Origin of the sequence: Spartinivicinus marinus, from assembly GCF_026309355.1 — a bacterium.
Classification (GTDB): Bacteria; Pseudomonadota; Gammaproteobacteria; order Pseudomonadales; family Zooshikellaceae; genus Spartinivicinus; species Spartinivicinus marinus.
The window spans coordinates 3,271,498-3,286,868 of record NZ_JAPJZK010000001.1; the positions used below are offsets into that span (position 1 = coordinate 3,271,498).

Consider the following 15,371-nt stretch of genomic DNA (forward strand, 5'->3'; position numbering starts at 1 on the left):
ACGGGTAAACATCGATAAGTGTTACTGGAGTGATACCTTTCACCAACGATGGAGAGGTACATGGGGCCATCGTCACTTGATGGCCGTACCCATACCCTTCTTTTGTATTAGGTATTTAGTTTAGTTGTGATTAAGCAAAGCTTTCAAGCTCAACTTGTTGGGTTGTTGCATTAGCATGAGAGGTGTGAGACTCAATGATAAATAATAGCAACTCCTCAAAGTTATCATTTGGAAGGTTATAAAAGGATGCTAATAACATAGCTTCCAGTACAGTAAACCATGCCCACTGGAAGAAGCCTTGCTGACTTTTACTTATTCGAGTTGGATAGTTCTTCTTAAGAAATAGTTCATGCTTTTTAATAAGTAATAGTGCCATTTCTGTTTCACTATTGTTGCACCCATTATGACATAAAGAAACACTTCGTTTATTCATTGCGGCTCCAAAACGTAATATCCACTAACTAACACTGTTTTAGTTAGCAAGTTATTGGCCAGCTTTGTTTGACTTGTGGTATAAACTATGAAAATTGCTAGAGTAATTAAAAATTAATTAAGTCGCTTGCGAGGTCTAGCTACTTTTGCTTTTATTTTTGAGACGATCGCTACATCTACGGTAAAAGCTAGAACAGTATGGTTAGTAATATTATTAAGTTCTAAGCTAGTTTCATGAATATTCAAAATAGCATTAGTAGCTGGAGATAAAATTACAGATGTCACTAACGATAATATACAAATCCAACTAGAAACCTTTTCCATGGCCTATACCTCTTCCTCTTTTAAGTTTAACTGCAATAGTTATAAAATTCCTTGATTTGAAAAACTAAATAATAATTTGTAAAAGGATAATTGAACGGGTTAGCTATATATGCTTTATAAGAGGTATAATGACTTTAGTAGATATTTCTCGGCTGCTTATGTATTTTCTATTCATGTTATTAGTAGTGTATAAATATAAACTTCTCCTAACAGCATTGGATCTCTAATAGCTGTTTTGTGATGAAGTTCTTATATATTCGAATAATAGACGATTTGTATGCTTTAATAGTGATTTATATCTTATTTGGCTATATGCATGATAAATTGTTTAGTATCAGTAACAATGGCTGGTTTGGATAGAGAGCTAGGCTATAAGTTGAAACGACTGCCACAAGTTTTGCGATGATGGGGTTGAGTTAAAACCTGTATGATAATATTGTCGAGTCTTCAGCTGTATGGCTCGACAATACTTTTGATAGTAGATAAATAAACTAGAATAATTATTTATAAAGCAGTTGATTTTATATTTTAGGGTTTCCTGTTATAAATTTTAAAGCTTCATCTCCATTTAATAACCCTAAGCCGAATTCATTGCTGTTTTTTATTCTATTATTTGTTGTTTCTTTGATTGCTTGTATTACATACCAAAGATGGAATGATTTATCCTGATAAGGGTAGTTATTGTTTGACGCTTGATAGAGTAAAGTGATAACTGCTGCAAGTTGTGGTGCAGCAAAGGAACTACCAGATTCAAAATTATTAGTTATTGCAGTGTAAACACCTTCAGCTGGGATGGCTATGCTATGTAACTGAGCTTTTGGTAAATTGCCTGGTATCGTTGCAGTTAAGGAGGTTTGATCAGCAAAAGGATTAACATTTATTGCATAGAGAATGTTTTGTTGATGTTGCCTAGAAAGTGGATCGGTTAAAAACTGATTAATGAGCTTAGTGTCATAGCATGTAATTGCACCAACTTCACCTAAGCCTAACCGCTGTCTGATAGGTGATAAGTTACCAAATAAATCTGTACCACAGTTTCCTAGTGATTTTGTGACAATAGTCTGCTGAGCTAACTTTACTAGTAGCTTTTGGAAAGTTTGGTCTAGTTCTTTTTCTTTTTCTAAAAAAGTCCTGCTCATGTTGACAACTGTGATATCTTTTTGATTGATAATAAATTCTAGAGCTTTATTATAATTTTTAGTGTCTGCGCTAATAGGTATGATTATGGCGTTTGGGGCAATTGATAAAATGATATCAATAACTGCATTACCATGATTCATTTCTACAGGATCACCAAAAACCTGGCTTCTTTTGATGGATGTACTGTATTCTTTTCTTTGAGTAGCTAATAAGGACTCTTCAAATAGGTCAAAAACGGCTATTCTAGTACCAGAACCTGTAAATGCTTGCTGTAATCGTTTTGTATTAATTTTGCTGAAACCTGGGTGCGCGTCCCAAACAATAGTTTTTATATTATTATGCAATGAATTAAGAGTTGTGATTGCCTGATTAAGCTGCGGTTGATATTGTTCTTGTTGTTCTGTGGGTAAAAAGGAATATACGAGCAGTGCTAAGCCCTTAAACTCATTAATAGTATTAGTCCAACCATAGGCTTTATGTTTTACAATTAACGCTGAACGGTATTGCTGTTGCTTATAGTCTAGTAACTTAATATTGACTGTAGGTAAACTGAGTAACTCATCTGCTTGTTTACTTTCTGTTGAGTAGTATTTTTTTATGATGGATATAATCTCACTGCTTTCAGTCGCCATTCCTAAAATAGTCATCAATGTTTTGATGGACTCTATATCATACTTCATCTGATTGTTAAGGTTACTGGTAAACTCAAGTAAGTACTCATTAATGTTATGTTTTTTTTGCACATACGCTTTTAATTCATCAAAGGGAAAGCTAAAAGCTATGCTTGGTAGGAGAAATAGAAAATAAAACAGTAAAGTTGGTATACGCATACAGAGAGCTCCTTTTTCTTATTGTTGGACATCGTTAACAACAGTTTATGTCCACTGTGAAACCTGGCGTTCTTTCGTGCAAGACGGCTTGCGCAGTGTAAAGCTGGTTATCTTTCCAAGCAAGCAAAGATAGTTCAATTGCTTGTTAGGGTGAGCCTTTAAGGGACTTCTGGCAATTCCGTACTTGATTTCTGTATGCCTGCAAAGCAAATGACTTTATCTTCATTGACAAAATTGTTAACTGCTCGACTGGCCTGCTGTGTGAAAGTACTTGGTGATATTACTATTGAGCTAGGTGTAGCTAAGTTATTACCAAAAAATACTGAAGCCTTTGACTACAAACAACTACCTAAATATCATCAAGGAATACATATTGTTGTTATAGGGACAGGAATTGCTGGATTGTCTGCGGTAAATCAGCAACGTAACTGTAAAGTAGCTGTGGTTGTTGGCACAGGTCCGTTGGGTTTAGAGATCGCAGATTCACTGTATTCGATGGGAATTAAAGTGATTATATTGGAGCGATCCAATCAACTAATGAAACATCATCTTGATAGAACTGCTGCTATTGTATTGGCATTACAATTACGTAAAAGTCGATTAAATTTACTATTTAATTCAAAGTTGGAGAGGTGTATTGGTAATGAAAATGTTGAAGCAATCAAACTAAATAATGGACGTCAATTGAAATGTGACTTGCTGATATTAGCTACTGGTAATCAACCTAATATAGAGCTTGCAGCAGCGGCTAATTTGAAAACGAATAAAGGGGTCGTTGTTAATAGATGGTTGCAAACTTCGAACCCAGATATTTATGCCATAGGAGATCTAGCAGAACTTGAAAACACGTTGAGAGTTGATGAACTTTGGTCAGTTGCTGAGAAGCAAGGAAGCCTTGTTGCGAATAATGTTTTAGGAAAAATAGAGAGTTATCAACCTCTTGCAAAAATACTGCAATTAAAGCTGGCTGAGACTGACTTGCTCGTGGTTGGTCAACTCACAAAAAACGGTTGTCAATCTCCATCTATTGTGCTGTTAAACAATAAAAATTACCAATATCGTAAATTGATCATTAATGAGGGTAGAGTTGTAGGGGCAATTTTAATAGGTCATCCTGAGCTTAAACCGCTTGTTTTAGCTGTAATAAACCAAAAACTTAATGTTACTTCTATTTTAGCAAATCTTCGAAAAGGGCATTGGATTGCTTCACTTGATAGCTTGCTATTAAGTAATGATTTCAAAATATCCTATACTGGTTAATGGCTATAAATGATTGTCTTAGTGGTCAGCAGTTGACTAGTGACTAATAAAAATAAAAAAAACAAGGAGGTTAAACAGTGGTTTTGCAATTATCAAAATGGAAAACATTAGGTATCTTATTCATGCCTTTTGCATTAATTGATTATGCTGCGGCTAATTCAATGATGGTTGATTATGCCAAAAAGCAGTTATCTATTTCTAATAGAATAAATAAGTTGACGGTTGAGGAACAACAAGGAGCTTTTCCTTTAATAGCTAACCCAGAAAATTTTAATGATAGTTTTGATCCTAAACGCTTTGGTAAGTGGCAGCAGGTTGAGCTACATCCTTATACAGGAGCAACTTGTGGTAACGGGTCACCATACAAATTCTATGTAAATCTGAGTAAGGGTACGACAAATTTAAGTATTAACTTTGAGCCTGGCGGTGCTTGTTGGGATTATCCTAGTTGTAAAGGAGAAAATGGGATTAGAGGGGCGCGAAATATAAATGGAATACCAAATAATTATATGAATAAGGTGCAAACTGCTTATTTAACACCTTTCTTATACCGTAATCATTATAGAGATGACTTTCCTGCACAAGACTGGACCCAAGTATTTCTACCTTATTGTACCGGTGATGTGCATGCTGGAGATCGAACAGTTATCTATAAAGACCCAGAAGGAGAAGGTAAACCTTATGTATGGCACCATCGGGGTATTCGTAATGCTAGAGCGGTGGTTGCATGGATAAGAGAAAACCTTAGTCAGCCAGAGCAAATGCTTACAACAGGCTGTAGTGCAGGCGGTAACGGTGCGATTATAAACTATCATTACCTGAGAAGAGATTTACAGCCTACATATAGCTATATGCTAAATGATTCAGGGCCTGTATTTAATGCATTGGATAATTCTAACCATTGGAAATCTTATCCTGCTCATCTTTCCATTCGAAAGTCATGGGGGTTAGACCCTTTAATTGACGAGTTAAGCCAAGAGTTAGTAGGGTTAACTAAGCAAAACTTAGGTAGTTTTTATGGTGCATTGGCGGACTATTATCCTGAAGATAGGTTAGCATATAGTCACTTTAGAGAGGATTTGATCTACTCCGCTTATTCCTATGAGCGTTTTTATCCTGAAATTTATAATCAATCAGATAAGAAGAAACGTAAAAAGTTGCTTCACAAATATTGGTATCAAGATACTGACAACTTGATAGCTGAGTTGGACAAGTATGGTAACTGGGGTTATTTCTTTCCTCAATATAGAGGATTAGCTGGTAGTCACTGTACAACTATTTTGGAGTTTACGAATAGTGACATTCAAGAAGCTGGCTTAGAATTTAATGACTTTGTAGACAATTTATTCAACCGGTCATCGCCGCTTTTAAAGCAAGTGGAGTATGATGGCACTCGTGATTTCCAGCGTCCTGTGAGCTGGTTGTATCGTATCATTAATATTATGATGGGGGTAAATGATTAGCTGTCTAGTTTTTGTGTTGAGTATAGCGGCCATATGTAAAGTTGTTACCTTCTTTTGTGTATGGCCACTTACGCTTTTATAAAATTTAAAATGGCTAGAAAAATCTTTTCATCATTGAATATAAGTTTTATGGGGAGTTACTGAAGTGCTGGTTCAGAAGAGCTATTTTGTTCAGAAGAGGTATTTGACTTGGTAGGATAATATATTTTTGCTCTTAACTCGGCCAGTTGACTTGATATAATTCGTTGCTTTTCAACTTCAGTCAGGTGTGGGTACTGCTTGTCTATGTTTTCTAATACAGCTAGCTCTTGTTGTTGGTACTCTTGGTGTTGCTTTTGTGTTAGCGGGTTTGCATGAGCCTTTTCGGCTGAGTAATATTTATCCTGAATAGCTTTTGCTTGTTTCAGAATTTCCTGCTCACTTTTATTTGAAGAATGCTCTAAGAGCTTGAGCTCTGCAGCTAATGACTCCTGCTTGGTTAAAGAGTTGTCTAACAGAGACTCTATTTCAAAAAGTGTTTGTTCATATTGTTCACTCTCCTTTGACTCATTTTCCAGACGTTGAAATAAAGACGTTAGCTGTTGGCTAGCTTGTGGTTCTTTCAGTGTTTGAAATAGTTCATTACCTAAAACCTCTTGTAAGCTATTAGCAATTAGTGGTTCGGGTGTTTTACTGTTTGAAAATTGGTCAGCTAGATATAAGCGGTAAAGGTTGATTAGTAGTTTTTTTAAGTCTTTTGGATGGTTTTTTGGTAATAAATTACCAAAGAGAGCAATGCAGGTGTGTGTCTGGGTGCTGGGACATTGCTGGGTTATCAACTCAAAGCTATTGGTTAACTGTGGTTGTCCTTCGATTGCTGCAAGCAATAGGGAGCTCTTATCATAAGACAGTAGCTGCTGAATAATATAATGACTAGCAGTTATTTTTTTTATGAAAACTGGTTGTAAATCAGAGTGTATTGACTGGTCAGTCTTATTGGTAATAATATCTTTTTTAATTTCTTGGTGGTTGCTGTTTGTTAATGAAAAGGATAAATAACTAATTAATCCTCCTGTTACCACAGCAATGACAGCTAATTGGTATCTATTCATGCTATTCTTAGTGATTGTGATTAATTACACCTAAATCAGTTTATAGTTATTTTAATCTCTGATATAGGTGAGGTAGATTAGACTTTTGTTAGTAACCATTAATTCATGTTAATTTCAACAATTAATTCATTTGCTAGTGATTCTAAATCCTGGGCAAGTTTTTCTTTATTTATATTGGTTGGTACTTGCAGGGTGGCCTCTGCTTTAAATAACATATCACTAGACATAGGGGCAGGACTGCACTCAGTTTCTAAGTCTATAACATTTATATGGCGCTGCGCTAAAGCAGCTGAAATTTCTTTGACAATACCTGGGTGATCATTTCCAACAAGTTGGAGGGTTACTTGGTAAGTCATTGTTTGGGGGATTGGAGGCAAGTTGCTAACTTCAAAATGGATATGACAGTTATTAGATTTAATATTTTCTAGCTGTTTGACGAGTTGATCTACCATTTGCTCGGGTATTTCGATTCGAACGATGCCGGCGAATTTACCAGCCATTTGGCTCATTCTACTTTCTAACCAATTGCCTTGATGTAGGCTAATAATGTTAGAGAGGTTTTCTACAAGGCCGGGTTTATCATCGGCAATAATGGATAATATAAGACTTGTTTGCATCAAGAATCCCTCAATAGTACTTATTTAATTGTTGTAAACTGCTTTGATAATAGAAAGAGTTCTCAGTCTATTGACATTACACAGTAATCAAAATAAGGCAAATTGAAAAGAGACTAGCTGCTCTAGCAGATAACACTTGATAATAGAGCACTACTATTATGCTAAGCCAAAGTATGGCAGTATGTTATTAATATGTTGTATTACCGTTAACTGGCCAATTTTTAAAGGTTCATTGACTATACCCAATGCGAAGGGCTTTTGGATGAGGAACGAAGACAGTTTAATGCTCCTGCATGAACTGCATTTTCACCACCGATGGTGGTCATAACAACACCTAAAAACGATTCGCGGCGGGTATATCTTCTTCATGTAAAATTGTTTCTTAAGAAGGGTGTATCCTTTAATTTATGTGGCGGTGTAACTTGCAAGTTAAGCTAAATTTGAGTGGATAGAATAGTGCTATGTCACTTCCAACTATACGATTAAAAGCAAAAGCAGATCGCAGGCTCCGGGCGGGGCATTTGTGGATTTTTAGCAATGAGGTTGATGTTAAAGTCACCCCATTTAGTAATTTTGAACCTGGCACTCAGGCTGTTGTGGAAAGTTCTACAGGTAAACCTTTGGGTGTTGCGACAATTAACCCTAATACCTTGATATGTGGGCGTTTAATTAGTCGAGATATTCAGTACAGCCTAACTAAGTCATTTATTGTTCATAAAGTAAATATTGCCTTGTCTTTGCGTGAACAGGTTTTTAGTAAACCTTTTTATCGTTTAGTTTATGGCGATAGTGATGGGTTACCTGGGCTAATTGTTGACCGCTATGGTGACTATCTCGTAGTGCAGTTAAGTACTGCTGGGATGGAATTAGCGAAAGGCGAAATCATTGCTGCTCTTGAACAAGCATTGCAACCAAAAGGGATTTTATTTAAAAACAATGGCCAATCCAGAGCTTTAGAAGGGTTGCTTGAGTATGTGGAAGTTGTTTCTGGAGAAGTACCTGATAACTTACAGTTGGAAGAAAATGATGTGTTTTTCTTGGCACCTGCTAAACATGGGCAAAAAACAGGCTGGTTTTATGATCACCGGATGAGTCGGGCCAGGTTACAAAACTATGCAAAAGGTAAGCGAGTGTTGGATGTTTTTAGCTATGTAGGTGGCTGGGGTATTCAAGCGGCTAAAGCAGGTGCTTCAGAAGTCGTATGTGTTGATAGTTCCAAATCAGCACTTGAATTTGTTACTGCGAATGCTGAATTAAATGGCGTAAAGAATACAGTTGAAGCTTTATGCGGTGATGCCTTTGAGACATTAAAGCAGCTTAAGGACAATGGCGAACGGTTTGATATTGTTGTGGTAGACCCGCCTGCTTTTATCAAACGTAGGAAAGACTTAACCAATGGAGAACTTGCATACCGGCGGATTAATGAGCTGGCTATCAGGTTAATGGAAAAAGATGGTATTTTATTGTCAGCCTCTTGCTCTATGCATTTAAAACGAGATGTCCTAGTGGATATTTTGCGGCAGGCAAGTCGCCACTTAGATCGTAATTTGCAAATAATCGAACAGGGGTACCAAGGCCCGGATCATCCGGTATTACCTGCCATTCCTGAAACGGAATATTTAAAAGCCTTATTTTGTAGGGTTACATTGATTTAGTAAGAAGGGAGTTTTTGCTCCCTTTTTATCTTAGATTTATCTCAGGCTAATAATAGGCCAGCCTTTGGATTGAGCCACTTCCCGTAGTGTGTCATCTGGATCCACGGCAACTGGGTTATCCACTTCTTCTAATAATGGTAAGTCGTTGTGAGAGTCACTGTAAAAGTAGCTGCCATCTAAACTGTGGTTGGTTGCTGTCAGCCAATTATGTAGGCGCTTGACTTTACCTGCTTGAAAGCAAGGAGTACCAGACACCTGTCCAGTGTAACGGCCATTAATAAACTCTGGAGTGGTTGCTAAAAGGTGATCAACACCCAGGCGTTCAGCAATAGGGGAGGTAACAAAAGCATTAGTAGCTGTAATGATTAATAAATAATCACCATTGCTGCGATGATCGTTTAATAAACTAGTAGCTTTACTTAACATCAGAGGCTCAATTTTTTCCTGCATAAACTGCTGATGCCATTTATTGAGTTGCTCAGTGCTATGCTGGCTGAGTGGTTTCAAGGAAAACTGTAAAAACGCATTGATATCCAGATTGCCGTTTAGGTAAGCCTGGTAGTAGTAATCATTAGCCTGTTTGTAGGCTGTAGCATTGACTATTCCCTGCTCAACCAGAAACTCACCCCAGGCGTGGTCACTATCACCACCCAATAATGTATTATCAAGATCAAAGATTGCCAGTGCCACGCTTAAACTCCATACTCCAAGTAAATTTCGAGTCTGTAAAAAAACACCCGATATCACAGAGGTTATAGTTATAGTTTTACTTTTTTTTGATATAACTAAAATATCTATAGCTATAACAAACTAAGACAATATAGTCTTAATAGCCGACAGCTATGTTATTCATAAGCTATATTGCTAACTGATGCATCCTGTAAATAAGAGGCATTTAGCACTCTTATTTACAGGATGCATCACCTGATGTAAACCATATTACTGAAGGGGTTTTTCAGTGAAGGCTGTTCAAGAAGGTGTTAAGAGGCCTGTGGCCTTAGTTATTTTTTTGAAGATAGATTCTAAAGTACGTTGCTGAAAGTTGCTGATTTGTGGAACAATGCAGTTAATGTTTACAGATTTCTGATAACGATGCACGCTATGAGTGATAGTCATCGTGAGTTACAACAGTCGACTGGAACAATAGATGCGGACGGATTTAGGCCTAATGTAGGTATAATCCTTGCTAATCAGCACGCCCAGGTATTGTGGGCACGGCGGATTGGTCAAGATGCATGGCAATTTCCACAAGGGGGGATTCATCCTGATGAGTCTCCAGAAGACGCTATGTATCGAGAGCTTCATGAAGAAGTGGGATTGCAGCCTCAAGACGTTAATATCTTAGCCTGTACTCGGGGTTGGCTGAGGTACCGTTTACCTAAGCGATTAGTCCGCCATCATTGCCATCCGATTTGTGTGGGACAAAAACAAAAATGGTTCTTGCTGGAGTTATTAACGGCCGATGATCAGGTCTGCGTTAGTCATACAAATTCGCCGGAATTTGACGGTTGGCGCTGGGTCAGCTATTGGTACCCCTTAGGCCAGGTGATTTCGTTCAAGCGTGAGGTATACCGTCGTGCGTTAAAAGAATTGGCGCCACGAATGAGTCGACTGAACAATAATAATAACCGTTAGTCCAACCCAGCTACCACAATGGTTAAGGTTGCGGATAGGTAAGTATGCTCAATACGTTAAGGAGGATTGTCCAAGAAGTGAATGCCGCTCACGACCTGGAGACGGCATTGGATATTATTGTCACGCAAGTGCGTCAAGCCATGCATACAGAGGTTTGCTCTGTTTATCTATTTGATCATGAAACCAATCAATATACGCTGATGGCAACCGAAGGGCTTAATCGCTCCGCTATTGGTATCACCATTGGTCGTTCAGAAGGGCTAGTAGGCCAAGTTGGGCTGCGGGAAGAGCCTATAAATCTGGAAGATGCTCCTACTCATCCTAAGTTTCTTTATTTAGAAGAAACTGGTGAAGAATGTTTTCATGCCTTTTTAGGCGTCCCTATTATTCATCACCGGCAAATTTTGGGTGTACTTGTTGTACAGCAACGAGAGCGTCGCCGTTTCAGAGAAAGTGAAGAGTCATTTTTAGTGACCATGTCAGCACAGCTGGCTGGTGTCATTGCTCATGCAGAAGCAACAGGCTCTATTAAAAAGTCTAACCGTAAAAGTGGCGAACCCTATGAAGCTAAGTTCAGTGGTGTAGCGGGTGCTCCAGGGGTGGCTATTGGTGAAGCAGTAGTGATATTGCCACCTGCTTTTTTAAGTGCTGTGCCTGATAAAGAAGCGGAGGATGCAGGTCATGAGCTGCATTCATTCCAGCAGGCGTTGGAATCTGTGCGTGAGGATATGCGCCGTACTGCCAGTAAACTAGCTGATCGAATTCGCCCGGAAGAACAGGCGTTATTTGATGTGTATTTGCGTATGTTGGATGACAATGCCATTGGGGCTGAAGTTAGTGCGCTGATTCGGCAGGGGCAGTGGGCTCAAGGTGCTTTGAGGCAAGTTATTGAAGAACATGTTCGTGCCTTTGAAATGATGGAAGATCCATATTTAAGAGAACGGGCAGTCGATGTTAAAGACCTAGGCAGAAGAGTCTTAGCTTATCTTCAAGAAGAAAATAGAGTTAATATCACATACCCAGAAAGCACCATTCTAATAAGTGAAGAAGTTACTCCTACCATGCTAGGAGAAGTGCCTAAAGAAAAGCTAGTGGGCCTAGTGTCAGTATTAGGTTCAGTTAACTCCCATGTAGCTATATTGGCTCGTGCAATGGGAATTCCCACTGTAATGGGAGCAGTTGATCTGCCGTATAATCAACTCAGTGGTAAAAAAATGATTGTGGATGGGAATTTAGGTCGGGTTTATTTAAGCCCATCTAGTGAGCTCTGCAATCAATACCAAGAAGTGGTTGATGAAGAGAAACAGTTTATTGCTGGCCTAGAAGGTTTAAAAGGGCGTCCTTGTATCACACGCGACAACTTTCGTATTCCTTTATGGGTAAATACTGGGCTAATGACAGATGTGATGCGTTCATTAGATCGAGGGGCTGAAGGAGTTGGGCTGTATCGTACTGAAGTACCTTTTATGATTCGGGAACGTTTTCCGAGTGAAAATGAACAACAGGAAATTTATCGCGCACAATTGCAAGCGTTTGCTCCAAGCCCCGTTACAATGCGAACCTTAGATATTGGTGGTGATAAATCGCTGTCCTATTTTCCAATAGAAGAAGATAACCCTTTTCTTGGTTGGCGCGGCATTCGAGTTACGTTAGATCATCCTGAAATTTTTCTAGTGCAAATTCGCGCTATGCTAAAGGCCAGCGCTGGTCTTAATAATTTACGTATTATGTTGCCAATGATTTCGAGTGTGGCTGAAGTTGATGATGCTTTACACCTAATTCATCGTGCTTATGGAGAAGTCGTCAGCGAAGGCGTTAATGTACAATTCCCTCCAGTGGGGGTGATGATTGAAGTGCCAGGTGCTGTATATCAAGTATCCGAATTTGTAAAACGCGTTGATTTTTTGTCTATTGGTAGCAATGACCTAACCCAATATATTCTGGCTGTTGATAGAAATAATCCACGTGTAGCCGATTTATACCACTCATTTCATCCAGCTGTTTTATATGCATTGCAGTCAGTGGTGAAAGATGCTCATGCTGCAGGAAAGCCTGTCAGTATTTGTGGTGAGATGGCTGGAGAGCCGCTAGCAGTAGTGCTATTGGTTGCAATGGGATTTGATGTGCTGTCTATGAATGCTACGAATTTACCCAAAGTAAAATGGGTGTTGAGTAATATCAGTGTTGGCTGGGCAAAAGAAGTGCTGAGTAAGGTTCTTGTTCTTGATGACGCCAAGATCATTCACAGTACGCTTGAGCTGGAGCTAAGAAAAGCGGGGTTGGGAAAAATTTTGACCCCTGCCAAAGAGCTTAACCCAACCGAGATCAGTGTTTCACCAAATGCGTGTGGGGCCGGTATCTAAGTGGACGAAACCACTGCCCGGGTAATAACCCACTCCTCCACCTTTTAGACTGAGTGCTGCACCTCTGACATCTTTTAAGTTACGGCCAGGCACAGCTATGTCTATGGCTCTTCCTTTCATATGAAAGCTATTTTTAGCTACATTACGGCCTTGACGGCGTAGCATTGCATTGGTTTTTGGTGAGCGATAGCCTGAAATAACATTAAAAGGTGTCTTGGCAGGAAGGTCGAGCTGATACTGTAACCAGAAGAGCAGGTCCATTAATTCAGGGTCCATATTACATGTCTCACCTGATCGATGGTCACGAAGTACCCGATTAATTTCAGACATCGCACCTTTTACAACTTGGCCTTTTTCCCAAAAAGTAACAGATGCTTTTTCCCCCGTGTGGGTATTATTTAGTACGATAGACTTATAAGCTGGCTGAGCAAAGTCTTTAAAAATAGAGGCTTGACTGTAACCTGATAATGCTGCAGTGGTTAGTGTAGCAGCAGAACACATAAGAAACTGGCGACGAGACAGCTTCTGTTCCATGCTTCGGTTGCGCACAATTAATACCTTTCAAGAATTAAATCTTTGATCAAATTTGCAAGACCAAAAATAAAAGTGTTTAAAAATTGAACGGTTTAGGTTTTTATTAGTATTGTTGAGCGTTCATTCATGTGAGTAATTATGCATATGTAAGACCCGTTGTATACCTGTAGGTTCAATGTATGAAAAAATATTCTGAAAACACGTTTATCTATACCTGGCAGATAATTTTATGAGTTTGTTTTTGTCTTATATCTTAGTGGGAATGGTAGCAGGTACACTGGCTGGCTTGTTTGGGGTAGGTGGCGGGTTAATTATTGTACCAGTGTTGATTGCATGCTTTGAACTACAACAGTTTGCACCTGATACGCTAACTCACTTAGCTATAGGCACTTCTTTGGCAACCATTGTAATTACTTCTCTAAGTTCCGTAAAAGCTCATCATGATAAACAAGCTGTTAACTGGCTACTGGTGAAGTGGCTAACCTTGGGCATTATTATTGGCTCTATATTAGGAGTATTTTTTGCTGCTTCACTTTCTGGAGATAAACTGCAACTGGTTTTTGGAATTTTTGCATTATTAGTTGGTTTAAAAATGGCGGTAAACTGGTCTCCTGGTAAACAGCGAGAAAAAACCAATAAGCCATTATTAAGTGGTGGTGGTGGTGTGATCGGTTTCTTGTCTGCCATTTTTGGAATTGGTGGTGGCACAATGACAGTGCCTTTTCTTACCTGGCAGGGAGTGCCTGTTAAGCAGTCAATAGGGACTTCTGCAGCATGTGGTCTTCCCATCGCAATTGCCGGAACCTGCACATATATTGTGGTAGGGTGGGGGGATCCCACACTACCCGAGCTGGCAGTTGGTTATGTATACTTGCCAGCTTTGTTAGGAATTATCTTAACCAGTGTGATTTTTGCCAAGTTAGGAGCATGGCTAGCACATAGGCTTCCTTCAAATTATGTACGTCAATTGTTTGCCTTGCTGTTGTGCACTGTAGGTGGATATATGATGTTTTTTTAAGCAATTGATGCTTTATAGGTTTGTATAAAATTTAGACTAACTCTAAGGGTTTTTACGACAGTTAAGTACTCATACACCCTTTTCCTCAAGTCAGAGAGGGTGTCACAAGGAGTATCAGTTTTATTGCGCGGTTACTGACTCAATTAATTTAATGGGATGAAATAATGGTATACACCCATAACATAGATAAGGTTGCATTGGATCTAGGGGCAGTTCAGATACACTGGTATGGCCTTATGTATTTGGTTGGTTTTGCTCTCGCTTGGTGGTTGGCGAATAGCCGAGCAGCAAAATCTCAGGGGCTATGGAACAAAGACCAAGTGTCTGACTTAATTTTCTATGGTGCTTTAGGTGTTGTGATCGGTGGCCGTGTAGGCTCGATGTTGTTTTATTATTTTGACGACTTTATTGCTAGACCATGGATGTTATTAAAAGTGTGGGAAGGTGGAATGTCTTTCCATGGTGGGCTGCTAGGAGTGCTAGTCGCCATGTTTGTTTATGGCCGAAAAATTAATAAATCTTTCTTTCAAATGACAGACTTTATTGCTCCATTGGTGCCTCTGGGGTTAGGTGCTGGCCGGATTGGTAATTTCATTAACGGAGAGTTATATGGCAAACCTACAGATGGTAGTTGGGGAGTTATCTTTCCTAATGCAGGCGTAGAACCCAGGCATCCATCCCAGCTTTATGAGTTTGCCCTAGAGGGTGTCGTATTGTTTTTGATTTTATACTGGTTTTCTCAAAAACCTCGTCCAAGAATGGCGGTGTCAGGGGTATTTTTACTTGGTTATGGCTTATTCCGGTCGTTAGTCGAGTTTGTCCGCCTACCTGATGATCATCTTCAATATATCGCATTTGACTGGCTAACCATGGGGCAAATCTTGTCATTGCCAATGATTATCCTGGGACTGGTCTTTATCATTTTGGCTTACCAGCGCTATCCTTTAGTTAATGGGATCAATAGTGATGACCAAGCTTTTTTAGATAAGCACAAAGCAAGTGCATAGAG

The 15,371-nt window shown here is 39.0% G+C and carries 14 protein-coding genes; 7 read left to right on the plus strand and 7 right to left on the minus strand.

Annotated features, from left to right (window positions below; translation table 11 throughout):
- Positions 1-130 precede the first annotated feature (130 nt).
- The 3 genes from OQE68_RS14715 to OQE68_RS14725 all read right to left on the minus strand — a co-directional run bounded on the left by OQE68_RS14715 (position 131) and on the right by OQE68_RS14725 (position 2,576).
- Positions 131-433, minus strand: coding sequence for a hypothetical protein (locus OQE68_RS14715; RefSeq protein ID WP_180568394.1), 303 nt, complete (start codon positions 431-433; stop codon positions 131-133).
- Positions 434-546: 113 nt separating this feature from the next.
- Complete coding sequence (locus OQE68_RS14720) at positions 547-756, minus strand: hypothetical protein (RefSeq protein ID WP_180568393.1); 210 nt, start codon at positions 754-756, stop codon at positions 547-549.
- Between the two features lie 521 nt (positions 757-1,277).
- On the minus strand, positions 1,278-2,576 hold the full coding sequence (locus OQE68_RS14725; protein WP_180568392.1) for a S8 family serine peptidase: 1,299 nt from the start codon (positions 2,574-2,576) through the stop codon (positions 1,278-1,280).
- A gap of 345 nt (positions 2,577-2,921) precedes the next feature.
- Here OQE68_RS14725 and OQE68_RS14730 point away from each other — a divergent pair, with 345 nt between their 5' ends.
- Entirely contained in the window at positions 2,922-3,986 is a 1,065-nt protein-coding gene (locus OQE68_RS14730) for an NAD(P)/FAD-dependent oxidoreductase (protein WP_180568391.1), read from the plus strand.
- 77 nt (positions 3,987-4,063) lie between these two features.
- Positions 4,064-5,449, plus strand: a complete 1,386-nt coding sequence (locus OQE68_RS14735) for a pectin acetylesterase-family hydrolase (protein ID WP_180568390.1) — start codon at positions 4,064-4,066, stop codon at positions 5,447-5,449.
- Positions 5,450-5,586: 137 nt separating this feature from the next.
- Here OQE68_RS14735 and OQE68_RS14740 read toward each other — a convergent pair whose 3' ends face one another.
- Complete coding sequence (locus OQE68_RS14740) at positions 5,587-6,540, minus strand: hypothetical protein (protein ID WP_180568389.1); 954 nt, start codon at positions 6,538-6,540, stop codon at positions 5,587-5,589.
- A gap of 98 nt (positions 6,541-6,638) precedes the next feature.
- Positions 6,639-7,157: a glycine cleavage system transcriptional repressor gene (locus tag OQE68_RS14745; RefSeq protein WP_180568388.1), complete on the minus strand. Its 519-nt coding sequence runs from the start codon at positions 7,155-7,157 to the stop codon at positions 6,639-6,641.
- 461 nt (positions 7,158-7,618) lie between these two features.
- Between OQE68_RS14745 and OQE68_RS14750 the strand changes: the two genes are divergently transcribed.
- Positions 7,619-8,812, plus strand: a complete 1,194-nt coding sequence (locus OQE68_RS14750; RefSeq protein WP_180568387.1) for a class I SAM-dependent rRNA methyltransferase — start codon at positions 7,619-7,621, stop codon at positions 8,810-8,812.
- Positions 8,813-8,848: 36 nt separating this feature from the next.
- Here the strand turns inward: OQE68_RS14750 and OQE68_RS14755 are convergent, their stop codons facing one another.
- Positions 8,849-9,502 (minus strand): histidinol-phosphatase, encoded by a 654-nt coding sequence (locus tag OQE68_RS14755; RefSeq protein WP_180568386.1) that lies wholly within the window; start codon positions 9,500-9,502, stop codon positions 8,849-8,851.
- Between the two features lie 411 nt (positions 9,503-9,913).
- Here OQE68_RS14755 and OQE68_RS14760 point away from each other — a divergent pair, with 411 nt between their 5' ends.
- Positions 9,914-10,447, plus strand: coding sequence for an RNA pyrophosphohydrolase (locus OQE68_RS14760; RefSeq protein WP_219340017.1), 534 nt, complete (start codon positions 9,914-9,916; stop codon positions 10,445-10,447).
- Positions 10,448-10,491: 44 nt separating this feature from the next.
- A complete protein-coding gene (ptsP, locus tag OQE68_RS14765; protein WP_180568384.1) occupies positions 10,492-12,810 on the plus strand; it encodes a phosphoenolpyruvate--protein phosphotransferase in 2,319 nt (772 codons plus the stop codon).
- Here ptsP and mepK read toward each other — a convergent pair.
- Positions 12,781-13,359 carry a peptidoglycan L,D-endopeptidase MepK gene (gene mepK / locus OQE68_RS14770; protein ID WP_219340016.1) on the minus strand — a complete coding sequence of 193 codons (579 nt, stop codon included), beginning with the start codon at positions 13,357-13,359 and terminating at the stop codon, positions 12,781-12,783. The two genes, ptsP and mepK, sit on opposite strands and share 30 nt — an antisense overlap.
- A 214-nt stretch (positions 13,360-13,573) precedes the next feature.
- On the opposite strand from mepK, the gene OQE68_RS14775 reads away from it, so the two are divergent.
- Both OQE68_RS14775 and lgt read left to right on the plus strand, forming a co-directional pair.
- The gene (locus OQE68_RS14775) at positions 13,574-14,362 is read left to right on the plus strand and encodes a sulfite exporter TauE/SafE family protein (RefSeq protein WP_180568383.1); all 789 of its coding nucleotides are present in this window, start codon (positions 13,574-13,576) and stop codon (positions 14,360-14,362) included.
- Between the two features lie 164 nt (positions 14,363-14,526).
- Positions 14,527-15,369 (plus strand): prolipoprotein diacylglyceryl transferase, encoded by an 843-nt coding sequence (lgt, locus tag OQE68_RS14780; RefSeq protein WP_180568382.1) that lies wholly within the window; start codon positions 14,527-14,529, stop codon positions 15,367-15,369.
- Positions 15,370-15,371: the final 2 nt, after the last annotated feature.